Genomic DNA, 26,650 nt, shown 5'->3' with positions numbered 1-26,650 from the left:
CGCCATGACCGTTGAGCGGGTCGGGTGTCACTCGTAGCGATGGAATCCCGCCCGGCTCGCGAGCGGCACCACATCCCGTTCGATGCGTCGGACGTCCTCATCGCTCAATTCTGTTCGGTGGCGACCGATGTTGTGCTTGGAGAGGTCCGCATCCCACATGGCCGCCTCCGGCTCCACCCCCAGCCTGCCGCACAGGTAGGTCAGGGTCTTCGCGGGGTCGTCGATGAAGTCTTCGAAGAAGATCTCGATGTAGCGCTCGTCGCCCCGGTACTGATCGGCGATGTCCAGCCACTTCTTGTAGAACCCCTCGGCCCACTTGGTGGCCATTCGGGCGTCCGGGCCGCCCCAGTTGTGTTTGCCCGACCCGATGGATGCCACGACGTCCCGGGGATCCCGGATCATGTGCACGATGTAGGAGTCCGGGAAGAGGAGCTTCGGATACGGCGACAATATGTTGTGCGGCGTCTTCTCACACCAATGCTGCTTGCCCTGGGCGCGCCCGGCACCGCCGAAGAGGCGATCGACGAATTCTCCCGCGTACTGTGCCGCCTTCTCCCTCTCCAGATACTGAGGGAGGATCCGGCTCCGCTCACCCGTACGCACCTCGATGGTGACGTCCTCGCCGTCCTGCTGGGTGACGATACTGAGGCTGCGGCGGCTCTGGATCGAGAAGGCCGGCCACTCGGCGTCCACCAGGCCGTCCAGGAAGGTGCGCACGGTGGTGTCGTAGTGCTCGGGATCGAAATAGTCGTACATGCTGTAGCCCTCGTAAGGAGCCACATCGCGTTCGACGAGGTCCCTCGTCATCATGCGCCGGAAACGCCTGACCTTCTCGCCTCCGGTGACCGGGCCCGCCCAGTTCACCGACAGCCCGTCGACGAGCTCGCCGAGACCGTCGATGTCCACAATGAAGCGGGTCTCCCAGCCCAGGCCGAAGATGTCATTGTGCTGCCCCAGCAACTGAGCCATGATCGTGGTCCCTGACCGGCCGAGCCCGCCCACGAAGATCTTCTTGTGCTGCGCGTCTTCACTCATCGCTGTTCTCCCCTTGCGTGTTCCGGTTCGTTCGCCCCTGCCGTCTGCAGTTCGTCAGGAAGGCGGATGGCGGGCGGGACGACCGCGGACTCCCCCTCCGTGGCCGAGAAGGCACAGGCCAGATGGAGAGTCGGTACCCCCACCGGCGTCACTTCGTGGAACCAGCCGGGCGGTACGTAAAGGGCGTCTCCCGCGGAGAGCTCTCCCTCCCAGAAGAGCCCGGAGCGCACCCGGCGCAGTTCCTCGGCGTCGCCACCGGCCTCTCCTCGCGCGGCAGCCTGGATTCCCTCCTTATAGGCGGACGATGCCGGTCCGGGCACCGCCTCACGTGTAGGGCGGTAGATCTTCCAGTGCTTGCGCCCGGACAGCTGGAGGACCAGGTTGTCCGTGTAGTCGTAATGGAGGGCGAGGCCCTTCTGGTTGCCCCAGGCCGCATACGCGTTGATGTAGACGGGGGCCCCGGGCCGTGACAGCGTGGCGGCGATTCCGGCCAGGGGCGGATGCACCTCTTCCAGGGCTTCCACGCGCAGGGTCGACCCGCCGAGACGCCGTCGCAGCTCCTCGGTGGATGTCGTGCGGGGAGCCCGCCAGATCGCCTCGCCATTCGTCAGGACACAGACCCGGCTCATGCCGGGGTCGGGCAGGGACAGGAACTTCTGGATGGTGGCGCTGCCCGGCCCGTCGAAGCACGAGGTGGCAAGGATATGTTCCAGGTCGCCCCAGGTGAGCAGCTGCTCCAGACCGGGAACGGTCAACCGTCGGGGCTCGTCCCCCGGGGCCGCGGAGCCCTTCGGGAACACAGTGTCCAGCAGGCTGCTCACGCCATCCTCCGGAGGATCGAGTCGACACAACTCGTCGCGTTGCGGCCGAAGTAGTCGGTGTAATGGGTGTCCACGGCATACTGGCCGGGATGGGCGGCGTTGAATTCCCGCAGTTGGGCGCCCTTCCCCACGCTGTCCTCCACGATGATGTAGTCCCCTTCCCGCAGCTGTTCGTGCACGTACTCGAGCACACCCCGCACGCCTACATGGGCGTCCTCGACAACAAGGCGAGGGCCGCGCGCCAGCGTGTCCTCGGGCAGGAACTCGCCGATCCGCCGGGCATCCCCGGTGATGAATTCGACCGAGGAACGCGTGACGGGAACGGTCTGCAGATCGAGTGACACCGTCCGGCAGTCGAACCCGTGGAGCTCCGCCAGGTCCGCCATCCAGAGCGCGCTGGCACCGTTGCCGGAACCCACTTCCAGAATGACCTCCGGGCGGAGCTCGGCCAGGAGCATGGTCACAATGGCGAAGTCGAACGTGCTCTTGAACAGGTCTCGTCCGCGCCACTGCATGGGCCGGGCCGTGCCCTGGCTCATGATCAGCACCTCGTCCGGGATCTCGCTCCTGCGGTGCGGATCAAGACCTTCGAGGTCCACGGACTCCCGCTCGTCCCAAGGAACGAATCGTCCTGCCTTCAGCGCGGTGGCATGGCGGCCGATGCGAGCGCGCCAGTTGGGGTCGTGTTCTTCTCCCTGTCGCAGCACCCGCCGGTCGTAGTAGGTCGGGACCCCGTGCTGCTCCTTCTCCACCCGGTCGCGTGTCGCGTCAATCAGTTCATCGATCGTCATCGTGTCTCCGTTGCTTGGTCGATCAGGTGAAGGCCCCTCTTCAGCACCCGTTCCCGCCAGACCGGTGATGTCGGGGCGAAGGCATGGGCAAGACGTGTGCGAGCCCAGACGGAGGAGGAATCCTCCCGGTGTCCGTGGAACCAGGCCCGGTTCTCCTGGTGAAGGGCGGCAATGACTTCCAGGGCTGACACCGTGCCGAACTCTGCTCCGCAGAGCGTGTAGCTCTTCTCCGGCAGCAGTTCCTCGCACCAGCTGCCCAGGCCGCCCTGCACCCTGTAGTGCCGGGGCTTCTCCAGGGCAGGCCTGGCGTCGGGGCCGAATCGCCGCACCAGTTCGTCCGCCTCCTGCGTCCCCTCACGCCGCGGCAGAAGGAGTTGCAGGCCACCGCTTCGCCCCAGGCCCGTGTGAATGTCGAGGTGCAGCACGTGCCGGGCGCCACTCGTCCAACGGGGCAGCCCCTCCCGCAGCACCTCCTGAAGCGTGGCGGGACCCGAGCCCCCGTAGAAGAGTCCCTCCGGCGTCTCGTACTGACCGCCGCTGATCGCCTGGAAGACCGCCTTGCGCCCCATGCGCGCCGCCGCGGTGAGCGCCTTCGGCAGCAGCGGGTCCCAGCGGCCGGCCGGACGTCGAGGCACCAGCCACGGTACGACGTCCGGCCAGCCCGGAGGAGAGCCGGCGAACTTCTCGTCGACGAGGAGGAAGTTGCGGTTGAGGTCGATGTTGTCGCCGTCGACCCGGCGCTGCCATGCGAACCCGAAGGGATTGAGCAGGTGGATCATGACGATCCGTGTGGAGCTCTCATGTGCCCCTGCGAGCCAGGCCCGCTGGATGGCGGATCCGGCAACACCCTCCACACCATGGAGCCCGCTCGAAACGATCACACAGCGTTCGGCGTCGGAAGGACCCAGAAGTGCTACGTCGAGGGTGAGCCGGTCCCCGTCCGGGCTCTCGCCCCCGTGCGGGATCCGTTCCACCTCGCCGTGCCGCTGGGCCAGCTCTCGAAAGGCTTCACTCGCCTCAGCCCATGTGTAGTACCAGTTCATATGAGTTCCTGAAGTATCGACTGGGGGTCGGTGCCCGGCGTGACGCCCACCTCGGCGAGGACGCGCCAGGTGTCCCGGCCGTCCAGCTGCGCGCCTCGCGGTCCGGCGTCACCGAGCGTGCCTTCGGCACGGGATGTCCGGAGGAAGCCGAGGAAGGGAGCCAGGGGATGGTTCGACGGATCACGGCTGACGGCGGCTTCCACCAGACTCAGCCAACGGTCGGGAGGCAGGATGTCCAGGCCCCCGGCCGCTTCGGCGATCTGCTGGAGAGTGGGCGCCACCGGCTCCTGGAGGTGCCAGGTCCGCGGCGACAGGTTCATGGAGGCCACCATGGCCGCCGCAGCCACCCGGCGCCGGATCAGCGGGAGGTCGATGTCCACATCGGGGAAGCCCCCGCTCATCACGCACCCTCGCACCAGCGCGCTCACGTAGTCGTCCGACTCCGTGTGCCGGTCGACGACGAGTGCGACACGGTGCACATGTGCCTGGCCTCCCTGCGCCACGAAGGACCGCACGAGGTTCTCCGAGGCCCACTTGCTCTGTGCGTAGCCTCCCCGGCGCGGAGGATTCGGCGGCGGCGCGGTGTCCTCGGTCACCGCCTCCGTTCCGTGGCCGTTGAAGACCGACAGGCTGGAGACGTAGTGCAGAACCGCGCCTTCGGCGCACAGGTCGAGAATGCGGCGTGTGCCCTCGACGTTCGTCGCAGCAAGTGCCGAGTAGTCCTTGGCGAAGGAGACGTCGGCCGCCGCATGGACGACCGTACCGAAGCGCGCGGGTGCGTTCGCCATGTCGACGGTGTTGAGATCGCCGGCCCACGCGAAGGCCCGCTCGGCATGGTGCTCCACGCCCTCCGCCCGTAGCACATCGGCAAGCCGCCGCTCGGCGTCTCCTCGCAGGAGGCAGTACACCTCGTGCCCCTGTTCGAGAAGCCCCGCGAGTACCGCCGAGCCGAGCACTCCGGCCGCGCCGGTGAGCAGTACGGGACCGGAACGCGGCTCACCGACGGAACCCGACCAGACCGCGTCGGACCGGATCCGGGAGGCCAGCGGGCGCCCTCCGATCAAGGCGTGCACGACCTTGCGGCGGGGGCCGAGGTCCAGCGCCTCATCGAGCCGGGCCTCGTCGACCGTGTCCAGCGGGCGGAGCGTCAGGTCGAGAGCATGAGCCTCGCCCGTGAGCAACTGGCCCATGTATCCGGCTTCCAGAGCCGCCAGACGCATGCACTCCTTTCCGTGGAGCGGTTCCAGGGTGTCGAGATCGGCAACGAGGACGACAGCGAAGGCCGCGTGCCGCGAAGGGTCCGCACCCTCGTGCGCCCCGTCGGGGGCCCAGGGCGACGCGGACACCCGGACGAGCCGGCCCGCTCGGGCGTCGACGTACCAGCTGCCCGCCAGGCCGTCGACCCTTCCCTCTGCCACCTGGAGGTAGGCCTGCACACCGCATGCCTCGCCGACGGCACCGTAGAGGCGTCGTCCGTCCTGTTCCGCGAGAAGGGCCAGAAGTCCCTCGACCGAGTCGGCGGAAAGCGGGTCGGGCGTGAAGGCGTGATGGCTGCCTCCATGGCGCCGCGCTTCCGGCCGCGCGGCCGGGAGTGCCCGCTCCGGTCCGTCGAGTTCCCGGTGCCCTCGGCGGTTCCTCGCCCGCTCGCGGGACTCCGGGTCCGCCTTTCCGTCATCGGCGTCCAGCAGGGCCGACAGGCCCCGGACAGTGGGGCCGGCGAACATGTCGCGCACGGCCAGACGCTTGCCCCAGCCCTTCTCGATGAACGCCAGCAGCCGGATGGCGAGCACGCTGTCTCCGCCGAGCGCGAAGAAGTCGTCGTCCACACCGGCGTCCGGCTGTCCCAGAGTGTCGCGGAACAGAGCCAGGAGCTTGTCGGAAACAGGCTCCGACGCAACAGTGCCGGGTACTTCGAGGGCGCTGCGGTCGATCTTGCCGTTCGCGGTCAGGGCGAGCGCGTCGACGATCACGATCTGCCGGGGCACATGTGCCTCGGGCAGGCGCTCTGCCAGGTGGTCCCGGAGGGATGCCTCGTCGCTCGGACCTACGACATGGGCCACGAGCCGACGCTGCCCCGAGCGGCCCCTGGGCGCGGTGACGGCCACCTGACGCACTTCCGGGTGCTCCAGAACGGCGGCCTCGATCTCGCCCAGTTCGATCCGGTGCCCCCGGATCTTCACCTGTCCGTCCCGGCGCCCCAGGAATTCGATCAGCCCACCGGGCCGGAACCGCCCGATGTCACCTGTCGCGTAGAACGGCTCCCCTGTCCGGGGATCGGTCCAGAACGCCCGGGACGTGCGGGTGGCATCGCCCCGGTAGCCACGGGCCACGCCGCGGCCCGAGATGTGGATCTCCCCGATGACCCAGTCCGGCCGTGGGTTGCGGCCGGCGTCGAGGACGTGCATGCCCTGGTTCCGCAGCGGACGCCCGTACGGCACGCTCGGCCATGCCGGATCGTGCTTCTCGATCTCGTGCGCGATCGACCAGATCGATCCCTCCGTAGCACCCCCCAGGCTGATGACCCGGCAGTGCGGTGCGACCGCCCTGAGCCGGTCGGCCAGCGTGACGGGGATCCAGTCGCCGGACAGCAGCGCGAGACGCAGGTCCGGCAGTTGCCGGCTGCTCGCCTCAAGGTGCTCGACCAGCATTTCGGCGAGGGCGGGCACGCTGTTCCACACGCTCACGCCCTCACGGGCCATGGCGTCGGCCCAGGCCGCGGGATCCCGGATCACCTCCGGATGAACCACGGCCCCACCGTTGAGCCAGCTTCCGAACAGGTCGAAGACGGAGAGGTCGAAATGGAGCCCGGAGACACCGAGCACCCGTTCGCCGTCGAGGGCGAAGCGGTCGGTCATATCGCTGAGCGTGTTCATGACCGCACCGTGGGGGATCTCGACCCCCTTGGGCGTTCCCGTCGAGCCGGATGTGAAGAGCACATAGGCCAGATCCTCCGGACCGACGAGATCCGGGAGATCGACCCTCGGGGCGTGGCGGTCCTCATCGTCGAGGGGAATCCGCGGCAGGTCCTTCGCCCACTCGGCCGGCTCGACGGCCCGGCGGGCGCCCGCTGTCTCCAGGACGGCTTCGATCCTGCGCTGCGGCCAGGCAGGATCGATCGGCACGAAGGTCCCGCCCGCGGCCATCGCTCCGAGGGCGGCGGCTGCCTGGCGCCAGCCGTGTCGTGACTCGACGGCCACGACATCGCCGACCTGGAGCCCGCTCTCCAGCAGCCGCCCCGCGACCGCGACCGCCGCCGCGGCCAGCTCGCCTCGCGTGACGCTCTCGCCCTCGGGGGTGACCAGCGCCGTCGCTTCGGGCATGTCGTCGTTCAGCAGTGTCCGGTGCAGCAGCTCCGGGCCCGGTGCCGCCCATCCGGTGGCACCGTAGGCACGTCGCTCCCGCTGCTGGTCGCGGGGGAGCCCGGGATACGCGGCCGACCAGTCACCCCGTGCGAGCAGCCGCAGCGTCGCCTCGAAGCGTTCCATCATGGCCTCGACGACTCCGGGGCGGAACAACCCCTCCACGAAGTCCCATGTGGAGACCAGCCCCTCGTCCTCCTCCCGGACCTGGTGTACGAGCCAGGCCTGCGAGGTCTGTGTCAGGGCGTACGCGACCTCTCCGAGGCTGCCGCGGCCGGGTGTGTCGAGTCCGATGGTGCTGGTGAACACGACAGGGAAGGTGTGCGCCCGGCCGAGCCGCCGCAACGTGCGTACACAGCGGACCGCGTCGAACGCGCTGCTGTCGAGCGCTTGCCAGAGGTGCCCCTGCACAGTGGAGGCGAATTGGCCCAGGTCGTCGGCCGGCTCGACCCGGACGAGACGGGCACTGGTGAAGTCCCCCACCACTCGGTCCACGTCGGGGTGGAGCGGCGGCCTGTCGAAGAAAGTGACTCCCAGAGCGAAGTCGGGTTCTTCGGCCCAGATGCCGAGGACCCACGCATAGGCCGCGAGCAGGGTGCCGGCCGGTGTCAGCCCCTGGGCCGCGCCGGCCTCCCGCACCGAACGCCAGGTCGCGGAGTCGAGCCGCACCTCACGCCTGCGGAACCGCACGGACTCGAGCTCGTCGGGATCGACGGCCAGCGGCAGCTGAGGGCCGGCCGGGAACGTCGGAGCCAGGGCGGCGAACTCCTCCTCGTCACGCGCGCGGTCACGCTGGGCCAGGGCCACGGCGAGATCCCTGAAAGCGGGACCGGTGGGCGGCAGCTCCCGCCCTTCGAGCAGGCTCACCAGCTCCCGGGCGAGAAGGTAGATGCTGTGCGCGTCCGCGATGAGCGCCGGCACGCTGATGTGGACGCGTACGCGGTCGCCGAGCTCGGAAAGCCACACCCGCACCAGCGGCCAGACCGCCGGATCCAGCCGGTGGTGGGACCTCTCCTCCCGCCGTGCGAGGAGTTCGGACTCGGGGGCGCCCCGAAGGTCCTCCACCTCGACCGGGAACTCGCCGGGGTCACCGAGGACACGCTGGTGGCCGTCGGCGTCGAACACCGCGCGCAGCATGTCGTGGCGTCGGACCAGGAAGCGGAAGGCCTCGACCAGACGTCCGGAGGGAACCTTCGTGTCGATCTCGATGTACCCCTGTGTACCGACGCTGCCCAGAGCCATGTCGTCGCGGCCACCGACCCAATAGGCCTGCTGGAGTTCGGTGAGGGGGAACGGCTCCTCGGCGGCGGACGGGTCCTCCACGAATACCGGGGCGTTCTCCGCCACCGGCTCCGCGGTACGCAGCGCCGCGTCCAGGGCGGCGACCGTGGGGTGGTCGAAGAGGGTGCGGAGCGGTACACGGACCTTGAGCCGGTCCTCGATCCTGCGGCACAGCGTGATCGCCAGCAACGAGTGGCCACCCAGCGCGAAGAAGTCGGCGTCGGCGCTCGGTACCGGCACGCCCAGCACGTCTTCCCAGACAGCGGCCAGGGCCGCCTGCTCCGGGTGGGCGAACGTCGCCGCCTCGCCGGCCGTCCACTCGATGGTGCCGAGGGCCTTGCGGTCGAGCTTCCCGTTCGTGCTGAGCGGAAGGCCCGGCGCGACGATCCACCTGGACGGCAGGAAGTAGACCGGCAGCGACTCCGCCAGCTCCGCCGCCCAGCGCTCGGCCTGGTCCGGCGCGGCCTGGGCGGGTGCGTCGCAGGTGCCGACGGGCACGAGCCACGCCTCGATGAGGTCGCCGTCGAGACGGCAGGCACCCACCTCGACTCCGCTCAGCCCGGAAAGCTGGGCGTCGATCTCCAAGAGTTGCACGCGGTGCCCGCGCACCTTGACCTGGTCGTCGAGGCGCCCGAGATAGACGAACCGTCCGTCGGGCATGAGCCGTGCCCGGTCGCCGGTGCGGTACCCCTCCGGGGTGAACGCCGGGTGGTCCGGATGCCCCAGGTACCCACGGGCCAGACCGGCACCGGTGAGCACGAGCTCTCCGGCCTCCCCCGGCTCGGCGCAGGTCCCGTCGGAGACCCGGCGGATCCACGCGCCGGTTCCGGTGATCGGACGCCCGATCGTGGGCTCGACCGGCTCGGTGTAGTCCTCGAAGAAGGCGTTGGACGTGGACTCGGTGGGGCCGTAGAGGTTGCACACGCGGTCCACGTCGACGAGCAGCCCGGCCACCAGGTCGCGCGGGAGCGCCTCGCCACCGAGGTTCACCGTGTGCACTGTCTCCGGCAGCGCTCCGGCGGCAAGTACCTCGCGCAGGGCGGACGGAACGGTGTACACGAGGCTCACGGGCGCGGGAGGAGGCCCTTCCACGAGTGCCGCGATGTCGCGGATCACGACGATGGAACCCGGGCCGGCCAGCGGCACGTAGAGCCCGAACACCGACATGTCGAACCGGATGGGAGCGGTCAGCAGGGTTCCGGCCAGCTCTTCGGGGGAGAACGCGGTCCGGGCCCAGCCGATGAGCGCACGCACACTGTCGTGGCCGACCGCCACCGTCTTGGGGACGCCGGTGGAACCCGAGGTGAAGACGAGGTAGGCGAGTTCCGAGCCCGAAGGCTCCTCTTCCCACTCCGGGCCGTCCTGGGCAGGGTCCAGCCGCGGTACTTCGAGGTCGGAGTCGCAGACCGCGAGCACCACATCCGCCAGTTGCAGCTCCAGACGGCGCCGGGCAGCGGGGGTGCGGGGGTCGAGGGGCACGAGAGTGCAGTCCGCGAGCAGCACCCCGTACACCGCGACGAGCATGTCGCAGCCCGGGGAGACCTGGACGCCGATCCGCGAACCGGCCGGGACTCGCGCGCGGATGGCTGCGGCCAGTCGCCTGGCCGCCGCGAGGAGTTCGGCGCGGCTGAGGCTTCCCTCGGGGCCCACGACCGCGGTCTCGTCCGGGTGCCGACGGGCGTGGTCGACGAACTCGGCGAGCAGATGGGGTCCCGCCGCGAAGAGGGCGGTTCCCGGTTCCACGCGGGCCTGAGCGGGTGCGGCGATTCCGAGCAGGCCGTGGAGGCTGTCACGCATCATGGCGCTCAGCCGCTCGGCCTCGTCACCGGTGAACAGCCCCTCGTCGAAGTCGAACTGCAGCGTGAGGCCCTCGCGGGACTCCGTCGCGACCAAGGTGACCGGGAACCGCGCCTGGCCGCCCTCCAGCTCCAGCCGGCTCCACCGCAGGGGGCCGTCGGAACTCACGTCGGGCAGGTTCTGGTACAGCAGGGCCGCGTCGACGAGCGGGTCGACGCCCGCGCGGTGGTCCGTGGCGTGCCGGGCCACGAGACGCGCGTACGGCACCTCGTGGCGCTCCAGTGCCGCGCGTACCTGGTCACGGAGGGCACCGAGTGTGTCCTGCGCGGTCAGGCGCGCACGGAACGGCAACAGGTTCACCAGGGGCCCGACGGTCCCCTCCAGCTCCTGGCGGTCGCGGTTCGCGTGATGGAGCCCGACGATCAGGTCGTCCTGGCCGGTGAACCGCCCGAGGGCCTGGGTGAACGCCGCGAGAGTGATCTCGAACCGGGTCGCGCCCGATGTCCGGCCGACCGACCGCAACGCGTTCTCCACGTCCGGCGCCAGCGTGATCCGCCGGACCGACCGGCGGCCGTTCGGCACACCGCTGCCGAGTCGCAGCCGCGGTGGCAGGTCCCGCAGCGTGTCGTCCCACCAGCGTTCCTGCGGCTCCAGCTCGCCCTTGCTTATGCGCTCCTCCATCCAGGCGGCCCAGTCAGCGAGCTGAACCGAACGCTCGCCCGGCGCGCCGTCGAGCAGTTCGCGGGCGAGGGCCACGGTGGAGCTTCCGTCGGCGATGGCGTGGTGGCAGGCCAGAAGCAGCACATGGTGCGTCTCGTCCACCGCGTACAACACCGCCCGCACCAGAGGTGCCTTGCGCAGGTCGAGCCCTTCATCGAGGACCTCCCGGGCGTGTCGCAGGGCTTCTGCCTCGCTCGGGACCGACCGCGTCTCCAGCCGGATGGTGCGCTTGTCCCACACCACCTGTACGACCCGCCCGTCCCGTTCCTCCAGGGAGGTGCGCAGGGCCTCGTGGCGCTCGCTCAGCGTGTGGAGCCGAGCTGCCAGTTCCTCCGGGTCGAGGGCACCTTCGAGCCTGACGAGCGTGGGGATCATCCATGTGCCGGGTGCGTCCGACAAGCTGTCGAGGATCCAGAGCTGCGCCTGGAGAGGTGCGGCCGGCAGCACGGCGTACTTGCGCGTGACCGGTGGCGCCGAGGAGTGCTCGACGAGCTCGCCCAGCAGCTCCACTCCTTCGAGCATCTGGTCCCCGGGGACTCCGAAGTCGATCAGACAGGCCACCTCGTCCGCTCCGGCGGCGCGCAGCTCCGTGAGCCGTTCGCGGCAACGGTCGAGGTCCCCGACGAGTCCGCCGTGCCGCACCATGCGCTCGGCCGACCTGACGGCGAGGGCACGGGCGTCCGCGTCGGAGGGCCGCAAGGCCGTGTCCTCACCACGTGCGTGTGCCTTCTGCAGCACGAGGTTGTTCATCGCGTAGTCGGCGTAGGCGTCCACGGCCGCGGCACGCGCGCGGGCGTCGTCCGTTCCGACGAGCGTGTGCGTCATCACCGTGATCCGCCCACCGGGCTGATCGCCGCGCGCACGGCGGTACAGGGCGGCCCGCTCCGCGAGCTCGTCGATGGACTTGTAGTTGAGGTTGGTCAGGACGTTGAGGCCATGCCGTGCGGCGAGCTCGAAGGATTCGGGCGACTGCGAGGTCAGCCACAGAGGAAGGTGCTCCTGGACCGGCCTCGGCCAGGTCCGGACACCCACCTGTTCTCCCTCGGCATCGAGCAGCTGGACCTCTTCGCCCTCCCACAGCCTGCGCAGCACCTCGATCTGGCCGATCAGCCCCGTCTTGCGATCGGCGTAGGCGCCCTTGGCCAGGACGAAATCGCGCCGATGCCAGCCGGACGCGATGGCGAGGTCCACCCGGCCGCCCGAGAGCTGGTCCACGACAGCCCATTCCTCGGCGACTCGGATCGGGTCGTGCAGAGGCAGGACGACGCTGCCGGCCCGCAGCCTCAGCCGCTTCGTCCGGGCGGCGATGTGCGCGGCGATCACGGACGGGTTCGGGAAGGTGCCGCCGAATGCGTCGAAGTGGCGCTCCGGTGTCCACACCGCTTCCAGACCGAGCGCGTCGGCGCGGATCGCCGCCTCGGTGAGCAGACGGTAGCTCTCCGCCGGATCGTCGGCCTGACCGGAGAAGAAGAACAGGCTGATCCGAGGTGTGCTGCCGGACGGGCGGGCGGCGATGGACCCCTCATGGGCCTGCCAGCGGCGCTCGGCGCGCGGGATGGGCTCCGTGGCCCGGCTCTCGGGTGCCCCGGCCAGCGCCTCGACCAGGGATGCGGGGGTGGGGTGGTCGAACAGCGCCTGGAGGGGTACCCGCCGGGAAAGGCGGCTCTCCAGCCGGCCGGCGACCCTGAGCGCGTCGAGCGAGTTCGCTCCGAGGTCGAACAGGCTCTGGTCGTGCGCAACGTCCCTTCCGACGACCTCCGCGAAGGTCGCGACGACCGTGTCGAGCACGCTGTCCGCCGCCGCGGTGACCGGTGCGGGAGCCGCCGCGGTGACCGGTGCGGGAGCGGCCGCGCGCTGATCCTGGGGGTCTGCGACCGCTCGCAGGGCGCCGCGGTCGACCTTGCCGTTACCGAGGAGCGGCAGCTCGCTCAGCACATGCACACGCGAGGGAACGAAGGCGTGAGGCAGGCGCGTGCGCAGCTCACTCAGCAGCTTCTCGCCGTCCAGCGTGGCAGGTCCGGCAAAGGCGTGCAGGCGGACACCCTCCGCCGTCCGTACCGCGATGACCTCGGACTCGGCCACGCCGGGCAGTGCGGCAAGCACCGCACGGGCCTCCCCCGGTTCGACCCGGACGCCCCCGATCTGCACCTGGTCGTCGACCCGCCCGATGATCTCGATGCACCCGGAGGGCCGTCGACGGCCTCGGTCACCGGTGCGGTAGGTGCGGCGGCCGCCCTCGCGAGCGAAGCGGCCCCCGCCTTCGGGGTCGTTGTGGTAACCGAGCGCCACGGCATCGCTCGCCAGAACGATCTCGCCCCGGGCCCACGGCCCGTCGGCACGTTCCCCCTCGGCGTCGCAGAGCCAGGCCTCCGTGTCCGCCACCGGCAGACCGACGGGGACGTGCGCCTTCTTTGTGCCCTTCTCGCTGAACCACTGGAGCCCGGTCGTGGACTCGCTGGGCCCGAAGCCGTTGACGAGCAGACAGCCCTCGGGCGCCGCCCGGTCGAAGAGCGCCAGGTCCGAGGGGAGTACCGCTTCTCCGCCCAGCACCACGGCACGAAGCGGGGCCGGCAGCGGCTCGGCCGCCAGAAGCCGGAACAGGCTGGGAGTGGTGTGCAGGACGGTGGCCCGGGGCAGCACGACCTCACGCAGTTCCCGGAGCCCCCGGTGCTTGGGATCGCCGATGATCAGCGTCGCGCCGACGACGGACGCCGCGTAGATGTCCATGACCGCCGCGTCGAAGGCGAAGGACGCAGTCATGCAGATGCGGTCCGAGGAGTTCAGCCCGATGGACGAGGCGAAACGGCGGGCGTGGGCGAGGACGCCGGCATGTGTCTGGACGACTGCCTTCGGCCTGCCGGTCGTACCCGAGGTGTGGAGCAGGTAGGCGGCGGTGTCGCCGTCCGGTACCCGGAGTTCCTCGTCGCCCTGCGCTGCGGAAGCCCGCAGGGTGTGCGCGCCGGCATGCTCCAGGCGCTCCGGGTGCCGTGGGTCCGCCTCGTCGAGAGGCACGTAGGGGCGCCCCGCACGAATGCAGCCGAGCATCTGCGCGATGGTCCGGGCACGGGTGCCGGCCACGATGGCGATCGGGCCGGGAGGCGCAGCAACGGCCATGCGCGCGAAGCGTTCGGACTCGGCGAGCACGCGCTGCGCGGGCCAGTGCTCGTCGCCGTCGGCAACGGCCGGGCCGGCCGCGAGGATCGCCTCGACCAGTGTGCCGGGCGTCTCCGCGCTCGCGCCGAAACGCGTGCGCAGGGACTGCTGTTCCGCCGCCTCCTGCCTGCCGAGGAGGCCCGCCATGTCCTCTTCCATGCAGTCTGCCAAGGCCAGCAGCCAGTGCGCGAGACGGCCACCGAGCCGGTCCAGAGCGGCCGCGGTGAATCCGCCGGGGGGCGTCGCCAACCGCAGTTCGACGTCGTCGCCGGGGACGACCGCGACCACCAACGGCACATCGGCCTGCTCGTGCACCGACACAGCACGCACGTCCAGGGGCGAGCCGCTGAGCACAGCCCTGTCCAGCGGGTAGTTCTCGACGACGAGGACGGAATCGGGTGACGTCAGGCCGGCCGTACGGGCCACTCCGTCGAGCGCGGTCCAGCTGTGCAGCCGGTCGGTGACAAGTTCGTCCTGGACGCGTTCCAGCAGCGCCCTCACGGTCTCGCCGGGCTCGAAGCGCACCCGGGTCGCGGCGGTGTTGACGAACATGCCGATCATGTCGTTCACGCCCGGCAGGTCGGCCGGACGGCCGGAGAGCAGCGAGGTGAACGTGACGTCCTGCGTACCGTCGGGCTCCGCCAGACATGCGGCCCAGGCGACCGTCGTGAGGGTGCCGAGAGTGACCGCATGGGCGCGGCACGCGGCACGTATGCGCTCCGATCCGGGCGTCCCCAGCCTGACCGTGCGTTCGCCACCCGGCCCGCCGGTCTCCCCGCCGAAGCGGGTGATCGTGGCGCCGGACAACCGGTTGCCCCAGTGCTCCAGGGCCGCGTCCTGGTCGGTGGCACGGAGCCACTTGATGAAGTCCCGAAAAGGCGGCGCGGGGCGGGGATCGCGGGCGTCACCCGTCAGGGCGGCGCGGTAGCCCCCGTCGACCTCGAGAAGGACCCGGCCCAGGCTCCATCCGTCGAGCAGCAGGTGATGGAACGTCCAGATGAGCACCGCCCGGTCGGCCAGGAGGACGAGCACGAGCCGGAACAGCGGCGGACGTACGAGGTCGAAGCCCCGCTCACGTTCGGCGCGGGCGAGTTCCTCGATGTCCGTGTCGGGGTGCGCCCGCCGGTCCTCGACCCGCCAGGGCAGCGGGAGTTCACGGTGCACGACCTGTTGCGGCTCGGACAGCCCTGCGTGGTGGAAGGTGCTCCGCAGCGCCGGATGGCGACGGAACAGCCCCTCCCATGCCTCTCGCAGCGCGTCCGGGGCGGGGTCGGGACCCAGTTCGATGCGCAACTGCTCGACGTAGGCGGAGGAATCGGGCTCCAGCACCGCGCGCACCAGCATGGCCTGCTGCAGAGGCGTGAGGCCGTGGATATCTTCGATCTTAGTCATTCGTGGCCTCCAGACCAGCAAGGAGTGCGCGGAGCTCGTCATCGGGAAGCCCGCTCTCGGGAAAGTCGACCGCGCTCGCCGCGGCGGAGTGCGGTGCCCGGACAAGCTGGTGCAACGCATCCTCGAGAGCGGAGAGCCAGCCGTCCGACCCATCGCGGTGGTTCAGTTCGACGCAGAGCTTTCCCGAGGCGGTGTACAAGGTCAGCCGCCGCTCGTTGGGCCGGGGAAGCCGTGGGTCGCGCAGCGGGAGAGTGTCTTCCCTGACCAGTTCGAACCGGGACGAGGGCTCGTCGTCGAGTATTCCCAGGGGGTTGACCACGAGCGAGGCCGAACGGCCTGTCCGGGCGTACGCCGCCGCCAGAGCGGTCCCTCCGTCCGGAAGCCCGCGCAACTGCCTTTTCACCTGGACCAGGACGCCCGTGGGTGAGTCCTGCAGCAGGCCCAGGGGGATCAGCGCGGTCAGCCAGCCCGTGGTACGGCTGAGGTCGAGGTCACCGAGCATGCGCCCGTGGCGTTCCAGCTCGGTCTCCCAACGCCCGGTCACCGTGCCGTTGGCCCAGGCGGCGGCCGCGACGAAGAGCTCCTCCTCGGTGCAGCGCAGGTGCTCCAGTGCGGCCTTCACCTCGGACGCGCCGAGGGACAGGACCTGGGCGGTCACGCGTCCGTCGCCTTCCGCTCCGGCGGCTTCCGGGGCCGCCCAGTCCGGGATCTCGGGTGCCGGCAGTCCGGCAACCGCGTGACACCATGCCGCGTAGTCGGTGGGTTCGGACAGGAGTACCGGTTCCGTGCCCGATTCGAGTGCGTCGAGGGCCTCCTCCAGGTCTCCGACGATCACCCGCCAGGATTGCGCGTCGACCACGGTGTGATGGGCGCACAGCACGAGTTGACCGGGCAGCAGGGTCGCCCGCAGGAGCGGGCCGTCGGCCGTGAAGCCCCGGCAGGCGTGGCCCGCGTCCTGGCCCTCTTCGACCGTGTGTCCACCGGCTCCGCCGTTCAGCGTGGACGCGAGCACCGGATGCACGGCCACCACGGCGGCGAGCGCCTTGTCGAGCGCTTCCCGCCCGAGCGGACGGAGCAGGCGCAGTACGACGGCCTGATTGAAGTGGAGCGGCAGCCCCTTCGCCTCGAGCCAGTTCCGCATGGGAGCCGGCGGGGTGGGGCCCACGGGTGCGGGCGCGGGCTCCGTCGGCGCGCTGAGGTGCGTGGACAGCGCGGCGAAGGTCGCGTCGGACGCGATCGCGGCGGCAGGGAGTCGCCACCCGGTACGTGAGACGCGTGCGCACACGCGCAGCCAGCTCACGGAGTCTCCCCCGGCCCCGAAGAAGTTGGCGTCCGGGCCGGCGGGCGGGGCCCCCAGCACCTCCGTCCATGCCTGGGCGAGGACGTCCGCGTCCGTGGGCACGGCCTCGGGCACGGAGGCCGGCGCCGCAGGCACACGCGTCACCAGGGCGGCGCGGTCCACCTTGCCATTGGCGCTCAGGGGCAGTGCGTCGAGGAAGACCACCACGTGCGGAACCATGTGGTCGGGCAGTCGGTGCGAGAGACTGCCGCGCAGCTCCGCCGCCGAGGTCTCGGCACCGGCGCGCGGGACGACGAATCCCACGAGCCTCCGGTCCCCGCGCGGATCGCCCGTGACCAGCACGGCCGCGCGGTCGACCTCGGCCAGCGCTTCCAGCGCGTGCTCGATCTCCCCGAGCTCGACCCGGTATCCGCGGATCTTCACCTGGTTGTCGACACGTCCCAGGATCTCGATGGTGCCGTCGGGCAGCCAGCGGCCGAGGTCGCCGGTGTCGTAGAGCCGACGGCCCCCGTGGTCCAGGAACCGCTCCTGTGTACGTTCCGGGTCTCGCCAGTAGCCGTCCGCGAGGCCCCGTCCCCCGATGAAGAGACGGCCCGCGACGTGCACCGGGCACTCCTGCATCCGGTCGTCGAGTACGTGCACGGTCTGGTTGGAGAGCGGACGGCCGTACGGGATGCTCGCCCAGTCCTCATCCACCGCGTCGATCCGGTAGGCGACGGACCAGATGGATGCCTCGGTCGCCCCTCCGAGTGACCAGACGGCCGCCTGCGGGGCGATGGACCGGAGCCGGGACGGCAGCCTCAGCGGTATCCAGTCGCCGGAGAGCATGAAGGTGCGCAGAGCGGGCACCGGGAGGTTCGGGTCGGCCTCCAGCGCGTCGGTGAGCATCTGCGCGAGAGCGGGGACGGAGTTCCAGACCCGTACTCCGTGTGCGTCGGCGGCACGTGCCCAGGACGCCGGGTCGCTGCGGTCGGCCGGATAGACGACCGCGGCGCCCTGCCGCCAGCTTCCGAACAGGTCCCACACGGACAGGTCGAAGGCGAGGGCCGAGAGCGCCAGCACGCGGTCCGCCGGTCCCAGGGACATGCGCCGGCCGATGTCGACCAGCGTGTTCACCGCGGCCTCGTGCCGGATCACCACGCCCTTGGGCCGCCCGGTGGAACCGGACGTGTAGATGACGTACGCCAGATCCTCCGGCCTCGGCGGCCTCACCTGCCGGTTGGCCCGGCAGTCCTCCATGTCGACGCCGTCGACCCCTGTGCCGGAGGTCGTCAGCACGCAGGCCGGGTCCGCCTCGGCGAGGATCTGCCGGATGCGCTCCACCGGCTGGGCGGGATCGACGGGTACGTATCCGGCGCCCGCCAGCAGGACACCCAGCACGGCGACGGACTGTTGCCAGCCGTGAGGTACCACGACGGCGACCAGTGCGCCCTGCGGAATGCCGCGCTCCATGAGGCCGCCGGCCACCGACTCGGCCTCGGCGACGAGCTGGGCGTACGAGAGACTGCGGGCGTCGTCGATGACGGCGAGCGCGTCGGGGGTGCGCGCCGCGGAGGCCAGCACCCCGTCGACGAGGGTTTCCCGGACGAGGGGGGCTTCCGTGCTGTTGGTGGACGCCTGCAGCTCCCTCTGGTCCTGCGGGAGCAACTCGGGCGCCGGGCCGTCCCAGGACCGCTCCACGAGCGAGCCGAGGAGGCCGGTCCAGGCCGTGAAGAGCGCATCGAGCACGCCGGGCTCGAACATCTCCTCGACACAGTCCCAGTTGAAGTGCAGTCGGCCGCGGTGCTCGTACACCTGCAGGTCGATCCACACCTGCGGAGTCTGCGAGATCCCGTGAACGATCTCGCCCAGCCACGCCCAGTCGAACTCCCGGCCGAGTTCCGGCGTGGTGAGAGCGCTGGTGAAGACAACGGGCATTCCTACGGCGTCGAGCCGGCCCGTACGACGTGCCAGTTCACGCGCCAGGTGCACTCCCGACACGGACCCGTGCGTCAGCTCCTGCCAGAGGCGGGCCTGCACATCGCGCGCGTGCCGGTGGAAGGTGTCCCACTGAGCATGCATGGCGTGCGGGAGCACGGACGTGAAGTCGCCCAGCAACTCGTTCACGTCGGGGTGCACCGGCAGTCGCCGGAAGATGGTGACGTTGAGCGCGAGCCTGTCCTCGGCGCTCCAGCGCGCCAGTACCCAGCCGAAGGCCGCGAGCAGGGCCGCCGATGGCGTGACGCCGTACCGGCTCGCCTGCTGCTGGAACTGCGCCCATGCCTCCTCCGGGAGTTGACCGTCCCTGCGGGTGAACTCCGATCCGGTGCGCCGAGCGAGAGGCAGCCGGGGAGCGACCGGGAACTCGTCGAGTTCCGCCCTCCACCACTCCAGGTCCTCCTCCGCGGGTTCTCCGTTCGCGCTGAGCACGTAGTCGCGGAAGGTGAGCCGGAGCTCGGGAGCGTCTCGCGTCGGGTCGTTGTAGAAGTCCCTGAGTTCGTCCAGCAGCAATACGCGTGACCAGGCGTCACACACCCAGGCGTCCAGGCCGAAGTGCAGCCGGACCTCAGCTGGGAGGATGCTCGCCCGGACCTCGACGAGGGGCCATTCCTCGAGCGGGCGGACGCGGTGTCCCATCTCCTGCCGCCACTCGCCCAGAGCCGCCTCGGGGTCGTGCGAGCCCCGCAGATCCTGGACGGCGATCCTGAACGGCGGGACCTCGCGCAGCACCCGCTGGCGTCCGTCCTCCGTGGCCACCGTACGGAGCGAGGGGTGCTTCCGGATCAGCAGCTGGAAGGCCTGTTCCAGGCGCGGCAGATCCAGGTCCGAGGGACAGCTGAGCTCCCGGTACGTCTGCGCGGCCGCACCGCCCATTTCGAGGAAGTCCCGCCGGCCGACCCAGTAGGCCTCCTGAACCGGCGTCATGGGAAACGGGTCATGCGCCCGTTCGGGGTCGTGCACGACCTCGGGCAGGGTGCTGCCGGACTGTTCGGACGAGGAGAGCCCCCGACGCGCCAGTTCGCGCGGCGTCCGTGCCTGGAGGATCTGCGCGAGGGGGATGTCCCGGCCGAGAGCGCGCTTGATCGCGGCCGCGAGTTCGAGCGCCTTCAACGAGTGGCCGCCGTGGGCGAAGAAGTCCGCGTTCATGTCCAGCTCGGGGTTTCCGAGCGTGGCGCGCCATGCCTCCAGTACAGCTGCTTCCAGGGCGTCGACAGGCAGCTCGGCTTCGGCGGGCCCCTCATCGACCAGTTCGGGAAGGGCCCGCAGGTCGACCTTTCCGTTCGCATGCACGGGAAGCGCCTCGCACGCCATGGCGCGCTCCGGTACCAACGCCGCGGGAAGGCTGTCGGCCATCTCGTCGCGCAACGCGCTCCAGGGCCTGCTCGCGACGAACCAGGCCACCAGGCGGTGGTCGCCGTCGGGCAACGGCTCGGCCCGCACGGCTGCCTGGCGCACGCCAGGGAGACCGGAAAGGACATCCGCGACCTCGGCGGGGTCCACCGCTACCCCGCGGACCTTCACCTGACGGTCCCCCCGGCCGAGGATCTCGATGGCACCGTCGAGACGCAGCCGTCCGAGGTCACCGGAACGATAGGTGTCCTGGCCGCTTCCGAACGGGTCAGGGATGAATCGTTCCGTCTGGGCTTCCCGGTTGTTGATGTAGCCCTTGGTGCCGAAGGGGGTCCTGATCAGGATCTCCCCCGGTTCGCCGACGCCGCAGGGCACACCGGCCGCGTTGACGAGGGTGATGGCGGTCTCCGGGAGGGGGCGGCCAATGGGCTGCACCCCGGGCTCCGGCCGGCCGGGAACCCGGTAGAAGATCTTGGTCTGAGTGGTTTCCGAGGGGCCGTAGAAGTTCAGTACGTCGTACTCGCCGGGGAAGTGCCTGCGGAACCGCTCGACCAGAGTGTCGCTCAGTGGCTCACCCGCGAAGAAGACGCTGCGGAGTCCGGGCAGGGGTGTCGGTTCCGTGGTGGCGAGCCAGCTCTTCGCGAGGGTGGGGACGAGGTGGAGCCGGGTCACCTTGCGCGCTCTCAGAAGCGGCACGACGTGGTCACCACGCACCTCGGCGGGGTCGTCGAGAAGGTGCAGCGTGCCACCGGAGGTCAGTGGCAGCCACACATCGCGCAGCGACATGTCGAAGGCGAGGTTGGTCAGCAGGACGAACCGGTCCTCGCCTGCCACGTCGAACGTCCGGCGCTGCCAGCCCAGGAAGTGCGCCAGGCCGCGGTGGGTGCCGAGGATCGCCTTGGGCGTACTGGTCGAACCGGTACTGAAAACCACATAGGCGGGGGCGGCCGGGTCGACGGAGACCGCCTCGCCGAAAGCCTCGCCGATCTCGGACGGGGCTCCGAGTTCGGCGTCACGCTCCCCGTCTCCGTCCGCGCGAAGGATCAGCCGGGCAGACGCCTCACGCGCCATGGTCGCGAGCCGGCCCGGAGGAAGGCGACGGTCGAGGTGGAGTACGACGCCGCCCGCGAGCATGGTGCCCAGCGCGGCCGCGACCGTGTCGAAGGCGGCACTGCCCAGGATGCCGACGACATCGCCGGGACGCACACCACGGTCCTGAAGGGTGCCCGTGACCTGGAGCGCTCGTGCTTGCAGCTGTCCGTACGTCCAGACGGTGTCACCGCGTCGCACGGCCTCCCGCTCCGGGGCCACCGCCATGACGGCATCGGGTATCAAGAGCGTCTCCGCGACCGGCAGCGGGTCGGCCAGTACCGGCAGGGCGCTGTCGGCACGGGCGGTGCGGAGCGACCAGTCCATACATCGGGCACCGGGCGTGCGGATCAGCTCGCCGAGGGCGAGTTCCAGCTGATCGGCGAACTCCTCCGCGGCCTCGTCGTCCATGTAGGAACGTTGGCGCAGCAGCACCAGGCGCAGACCCTCGTCCTCGACGGCCGTGATGGTGAGAGGCGCCTTCGCCTCCGGCGGGCACTGGTCGAGAGAGGTGCCGAGGATGCTGAGCGTGCCCACCTGCGGCGGCACCACGAGGTGGTCGAAGACGACGTCCACCTGGGTGGACTCCCGTGCCAGTCCGAGGCGGGACTGCAACGCGTCGAGGGGCAGCGAGGTGTGCCCCTGGACGTCCTGCAGCTCCCGGCCGATCCGGTGCACCAGTTCGATACCGGTCGACCCCTCCGAGACATGGGTGACGGTGCGTTGCACGGAGACCAGGCAGCCGACCGTGCGTGTCCACGGAGGAGTGCGGTTGGCGAAGGGCACGCCTATCGCGACGTCGCTGCGGCCACTGAGCCGGCACAGCACCACGGAGACCGCCGTCAGGAGGAGGGCCGCCACCGTGGTGTCGAGCTCGCGTGCCCGTCGCTTCAGCGCGTCTGCGTCGGCGACCCGTCGCGACGTGAGTCCCGCTGCGTCGGCGCCGGGCCGCGACCACGGCATCTCGACGCTTCCGTCCACCGACCGCGCCCGCCAGAACGCGGCGTCCTCGCGGTCGTCACCGGCCGCCAGTGCCTTGCGCTGTTCCACCGCCCAGGCCAGGGCCGAGGGCGGAGCCGGCGGAAGGGTCCGGCCCGCCAGCAGTGCCTCGAGCTCTTCCATGAGAACCCGCACGGACCAGCCGTCGATCACCTGGTGGTCCCAGGCGAGTTCCAGTGCGTCCCCGGAACGGCGCACGGTGAACGGCCGGCCTGCGGTGAAGTCGGGCCGTCCTTCCACGGACGTCCACGGCATCCGCCGCTGGAGCCCTTCGGCATCGGGACCGATGGTCGCCAACACGGGGTGACGGCGCACCAGTTCGGCCACGGCCGCTTCGGCGTCGGCTCCCGGTGGCAGTCCGACGGTCACCGAGACCGGTGGCAGCCCCGAGGGAGACAGCTGGGACAGCAGCCACAGCCCCTCCTGTTGCAGGGAGAGCGGTGCCTGATCGGGCTCGGTCACCGGCTCTGCCGGACGCGGCGCGCGCACGATGGCCTCGGCCTGCGCCTCCAGCGTCCCCGCGGCAAGCAACTCGACGGGCGATACATGGACCCCGAGCCGCTGCGCGACGCGTGCGGACAGTTCGACGGCCAGGACGCTGGCGCCGCCCGTCGCGAAGAAGCTCGCCTCGGCGGAGACGACACGCACGCCCAGCAGCTCGTGCCAGAGGTCGGCGAGCAGCTCTTCCTCCGGGCCCGTCGGGGCACGCCCCTCCGTGCCAGCCACCCAGGTGTGGGCCAACGGGAGTTCCCCGGCCTCCCACGCCGCACGGCAGGCGCTGCGCTGCAGCTTTCCACTCGTCGTGCGGGGCAGCGAGCGACCGCGGAGAATCAGCACCTCGTCCGGCTCGAACGCCAGTTCCTCACGGAAGGCGCGGCGGACCTGCGTGACGATGTCCGCGGCGGGACCGCGGGCCTCGAGCGCGAGGATCAGGCGCTCCGGCTCGCCGGGCCCCGAGAAGGCACACGCCGTCAGGACACCGTCGGCCTGCTTCGCGATCTGTTCGAGATCGTGGGGGTGGTGGTTCTCCCCGCGCAGAATCACCAGGTCCTTGGACCGGCCACGGATGTAGAGCTCGCCGTCACTGATGACGCCGAGGTCTCCGGTGCGCAGCCAGCCGTCGCGGCCATCGGCCGTACGAAGGTCGCAGTTCTCGCTCGAGGGCAGCCCGTGGTAGCCGTCGGCGACGCTCGCCCCGCGCACCCAGATCTCTCCGACACCGTCGACCGCGGAACCGGCCTCGTCCACGATGACGACGTCCTCCAGCGGGCGGCCACAGCTCACGCCGTGGGCGGTCACGCGGGGCTTCGCACCGACCTCGTAGGAGGAGACGAGAAGCGTCGACTCGGCCAGGCCGTAGCAGGGGGTGAACGCCTCGGCCCGGAAGCCCTTGCCCGCGAACGCCGAGGAGAACCGCTCCATGGTCCGCGCGGCGATCGGCTCGGACCCCGTGAAGGCGACGCGCCACCGGCTGAGGTCGATGTCGCCGAGACGTGCGGGGTCGATGCGGTCCGCACACCAGGAGTACCCGAAGTCGGGTCCACCGCTCGTGGTGACCCCGAAATCGCTGATCGCACGCAGCCAGGCGCTGGGGTCGCGCACGAAGTGCTCCGGTGCCATCAGCACCACGTGGAGACCCATGCGCAGCGGATGCAGGAAGTTGCCGACCAGGCCCATGTCGTGGAAGAGCGGGAGCCAGCCCGCTATGACGTCGCTCTCGCTCTGCTCGAAGGCCCGTTCCATCAGAGCGAGGTTCGCGTCGATGTTGGCCGTCCGCACCCGCACGCCCTTGGGCGCGGAAGTGGAACCCGACGTGTACTGCAGTACGGCGAGATCACCGGATTCGACGCGCAGATCCGTGGCGTCGCTCCCGACATCAGGAAGCACTGCTCCGGGTACAGCGACACTGCTGAAGGCGAGAGCGCATCCGGCGTCCTTCACGATCTGCCGCAGACGTGCTTCGTTGCGCGGGCCGGGAGCGGCCGGAGCGGGCACCACGACCCGGCCGGCCATGAGAACCCCGAGCAGTGCGGCGACCAGTTCGACTCCGGTGGGCAGAGCTACAAGGACCCGGTCTCCGGGCGCCGTTGTCGCTCGCACCTGTTCCGCCACGCTCCCGGCGCGGCGGAACAGTTCGGCCCGGCTCAGTGTGTACGGCTCGGCATCGGCGGTGACCAAGGTGATGGCGGGTGCCTGCGGGCGCTCCTGGCGATGTGCCAGAGCCTGGTCCAAAAACGTCACGACAGCCCCCCGAGGCATGTGCTGACTACCTGTTCGGTGACGGCTGGATCCTCCAGCACCGCCATGTGCGCTCCGGGATGCCGGAACAACTGCGTCCGGGCCTCGGTGTGGAGTTCCCACCGGTGGACTCCCCCGGCATCGAGATCGTCCTCGACGCCCGCGAAGACCGAGAGCGGTATGCCGATCGGTCCACCGGGCCGCTCCGGAAAGCTGTCGACCAGCGCCAAGTCTCCACGGAGCGCGGGCAGGAAGAGGGACAGGAACTCCGGAGCATCCAGAATCTCGGCCGGTACCGCGCCCCAGCGCCGGTTCGCCTCCAGCGCCAGTTCGCGGTCGGAGAGCCCCAGGAGGTCCGCGTGCGACCGGTCACAGCTGCCCGGAGCCACTTCGCCCGAGACCACAAGGGCGCGAATGGTGCCCGGACACCCCACGCACAGTCCGTACGCCAGGAGCGCGCCGAGGCTGTGTCCGAACACCACGGTCGGCATCGGTGGCAGTGCCCGATACGCATGGGTCAGCTCGGTGAGAGCTTCCGCCGCCGAGGTCAGCGGCTTCTCACCGAGACGCGACTCGCGTCCGGGCAGACGGGCGACACGCAGCTCCACATCGTCCGGCAGGCGGGAACGCCAGGGGAACCAGGCCCCCGTGCCGCTTCCCGCGTGGGGCAGGATCAACAGCCGCCGCTGGGCCGGTGTGCCCGTCGAAGGTGCGGCAGGCAACCAGACATCCGGGTTCATCCCACCGCCCGCTCGGAACGAGCCGCCCGGTCGAGCGGCCAGGAAGTACGTCGGCGGTTGGTGCGCAGGACATCGTCCGCGACCAGGCGCCAAGCCTCGGAACGGCTCACGCCGGCAACGGCGAGACGCTCGTTCAGCCGATCGGCCTCAAAGGCCAGGACGTCCTGCGGAAGGGGCATGTCACCCGGCTCAAGGATACGGACCGCACCGGTGAGGTCCCTCGCCGCGACCATCCGGCCGGCATTGAACCTGCTCGGCGAGAACGGTATGTCCAGGTACCCGAGCGCGAAGGCCTGCTCGACGCACGCGCCGGTGTCCCCCGGTGCGAGGGCCAGTACCGCCTGAAGAAGGGAGCGCACGGACGCCTCTATGCGCGCCGCTTCCTCGGTGTCCCAGAGGTGAGCGGCACGCGCGGCACCGTCGACCCCTCGGCCGGCCAGGGCGAGCGCACGCATGTTGTCCTCGACGCCGGGGATGCGCAGCGCCTCGCAGGCAGTCTTGACGACGATCCGGTCCGCGCCCGCGAGGGCCGCAGTCTCGGCGGACGCCAGGATGAGCTGTTCGGCGTCGTCGGGGTGCCTGGGGAAAGCCCCCATGTACTGGTGGAACACCGTGGCGACGTGTACGTCTCTGCCCGTAGCGAGTAATTCCCGCGCCAGCGCGCCCATGACGCGTACAGCGGCAACGTCCTGGGACCTGCAGCCCTGCTCGGCGTAGGCCAGTGACACGGAACGCACACCGGCCTCGACGGCGAGCATGCCTTCCAGCAGATTGGTGGTGATGGCGACGCACGGAGGCAGGAGCGTCGCGGTGAGCGTGCCGAAGAACTCACGGTCCAGGACGACGCCGAGGTCGGCGTACCGCCCGGTGAGCCGGTCGACATACCGCCACCGGTCGATGGAGACGGCCAGGGGGAGTTCCGCGTAGTAGGGGATGTTGTAGCAGATCGGACCGCCTTCGAAGGCGGTCACGCCCCCGGCGTAGCTCAGTTCGGCCAGCAGGCGCGGATCACGTGCGCTGTGCCGTGTCTGGAGGGGTACGGGGCACGCGGCGCTGATCTGTCGCAGTGCGTCGACGCCATGGTTCACCACGGGGAATCCATTGAGATCCCCGCGGTCCGACATGGCCCGCTGTGCCTCGGCGTACCTGCCGTCCCTGGTGAGCGAGTCGACCTGGAAGGACAGGACATCGGCTCCGGCACCGTGCAGTTCGGCGAAGAGACGCTGCTGGTCTCCCTGCCCGCGCACGCCCGACCTGGGCTGCAGCAGCGGACGCGGCGAAGCGCCGTGCAGCTCGGCGAGCGACGGCCGCTGGGCGAGTACGGCCGCGTTCTCCTCGATGCTGCGCGCCGCCTCGCCGGTTGGCCATTGACCGAGAACGGCGTCCCGCCCTTCGATCTTGGGCTCGGCGCGGCGACCGGGCAGGGTCATCCGCCCCGTGAGCCGGGGGCGGTGTCCGACAAGGTCTTCACGCAGCGCGGCGACGACCGTGTCGACCTCGACGAAGTCGCCGTAGACGCGTGTGAAGCCGAGCCCTTCGAGGGCGGTGGTGTCTCCGTCCAT

General features: G+C 70.5%; 8 protein-coding genes. All 8 read right to left on the bottom strand.

Annotated features, from left to right (window positions below; translation table 11 throughout):
• Window positions 1-27: 27 nt before the first annotated feature.
• The 8 genes from EAO73_RS12405 to EAO73_RS12370 are packed head-to-tail and all read right to left on the bottom strand — an operon-like array spanning window position 28 to window position 26,650.
• Window positions 28-1,035, bottom strand: coding sequence for a sulfotransferase family protein (locus tag EAO73_RS12405; protein WP_147971588.1), 1,008 nt, complete (start codon window positions 1,033-1,035; stop codon window positions 28-30).
• Window positions 1,032-1,856, bottom strand: coding sequence for a JmjC domain-containing protein (locus tag EAO73_RS12400; protein ID WP_147971587.1), 825 nt, complete (start codon window positions 1,854-1,856; stop codon window positions 1,032-1,034). The genes EAO73_RS12405 and EAO73_RS12400 overlap by 4 nt, the downstream gene beginning before the upstream one ends.
• The gene (locus EAO73_RS12395) at window positions 1,853-2,647 is read right to left on the bottom strand and encodes a CmcI family methyltransferase (protein WP_147971586.1); all 795 of its coding nucleotides are present in this window, start codon (window positions 2,645-2,647) and stop codon (window positions 1,853-1,855) included. Before EAO73_RS12395 ends, EAO73_RS12400 begins: the two co-directional genes overlap by 4 nt.
• Entirely contained in the window at window positions 2,644-3,690 is a 1,047-nt protein-coding gene (locus EAO73_RS12390; RefSeq protein WP_147971585.1) for a DUF2817 domain-containing protein, read from the bottom strand. Before EAO73_RS12390 ends, EAO73_RS12395 begins: the two co-directional genes overlap by 4 nt.
• Entirely contained in the window at window positions 3,687-15,392 is an 11,706-nt protein-coding gene (locus tag EAO73_RS12385) for a non-ribosomal peptide synthetase (protein ID WP_191134035.1), read from the bottom strand. Before EAO73_RS12385 ends, EAO73_RS12390 begins: the two co-directional genes overlap by 4 nt.
• Window positions 15,385-24,351 carry a non-ribosomal peptide synthetase gene (locus EAO73_RS12380; protein WP_191134034.1) on the bottom strand — a complete coding sequence of 2,989 codons (8,967 nt, stop codon included), beginning with the start codon at window positions 24,349-24,351 and terminating at the stop codon, window positions 15,385-15,387. Before EAO73_RS12380 ends, EAO73_RS12385 begins: the two co-directional genes overlap by 8 nt.
• Window positions 24,348-25,088, bottom strand: a complete 741-nt coding sequence (locus EAO73_RS12375; RefSeq protein WP_147971582.1) for a thioesterase II family protein — start codon at window positions 25,086-25,088, stop codon at window positions 24,348-24,350. Before EAO73_RS12375 ends, EAO73_RS12380 begins: the two co-directional genes overlap by 4 nt.
• Complete coding sequence (locus EAO73_RS12370; protein WP_191134033.1) at window positions 25,085-26,650, bottom strand: methylaspartate mutase subunit E; 1,566 nt, start codon at window positions 26,648-26,650, stop codon at window positions 25,085-25,087. The genes EAO73_RS12375 and EAO73_RS12370 overlap by 4 nt, the downstream gene beginning before the upstream one ends.

Origin of the sequence: Streptomyces sp. col6, assembly GCF_008042035.1 — a bacterium.
Taxonomy (GTDB): Bacteria; Actinomycetota; Actinomycetes; order Streptomycetales; family Streptomycetaceae; genus Streptomyces.
This window is presented reverse-complemented; position numbering and strand designations above follow the sequence as displayed.

What these genes read in the sequence shown, in the direction of transcription:
- EAO73_RS12405 (WP_147971588.1), bottom strand. Translation starts at nt 1,035, where the DNA reads ATGAGTGAAGACGCGCAGCACAAGAAGATCTTCGTGGGCGGGCTCGGC.
- EAO73_RS12375 (WP_147971582.1), bottom strand. Translation starts at nt 25,088, where the DNA reads ATGAACCCGGATGTCTGGTTGCCTGCCGCACCTTCGACGGGCACACCG.
- EAO73_RS12390 (WP_147971585.1), bottom strand. Translation starts at nt 3,690, where the DNA reads ATGAACTGGTACTACACATGGGCTGAGGCGAGTGAAGCCTTTCGAGAG.
- EAO73_RS12370 (WP_191134033.1), bottom strand. Translation starts at nt 26,650, where the DNA reads ATGGACGGAGACACCACCGCCCTCGAAGGGCTCGGCTTCACACGCGTC.
- EAO73_RS12385 (WP_191134035.1), bottom strand. Translation starts at nt 15,392, where the DNA reads ATGACTAAGATCGAAGATATCCACGGCCTCACGCCTCTGCAGCAGGCC.
- EAO73_RS12395 (WP_147971586.1), bottom strand. Translation starts at nt 2,647, where the DNA reads ATGACGATCGATGAACTGATTGACGCGACACGCGACCGGGTGGAGAAG.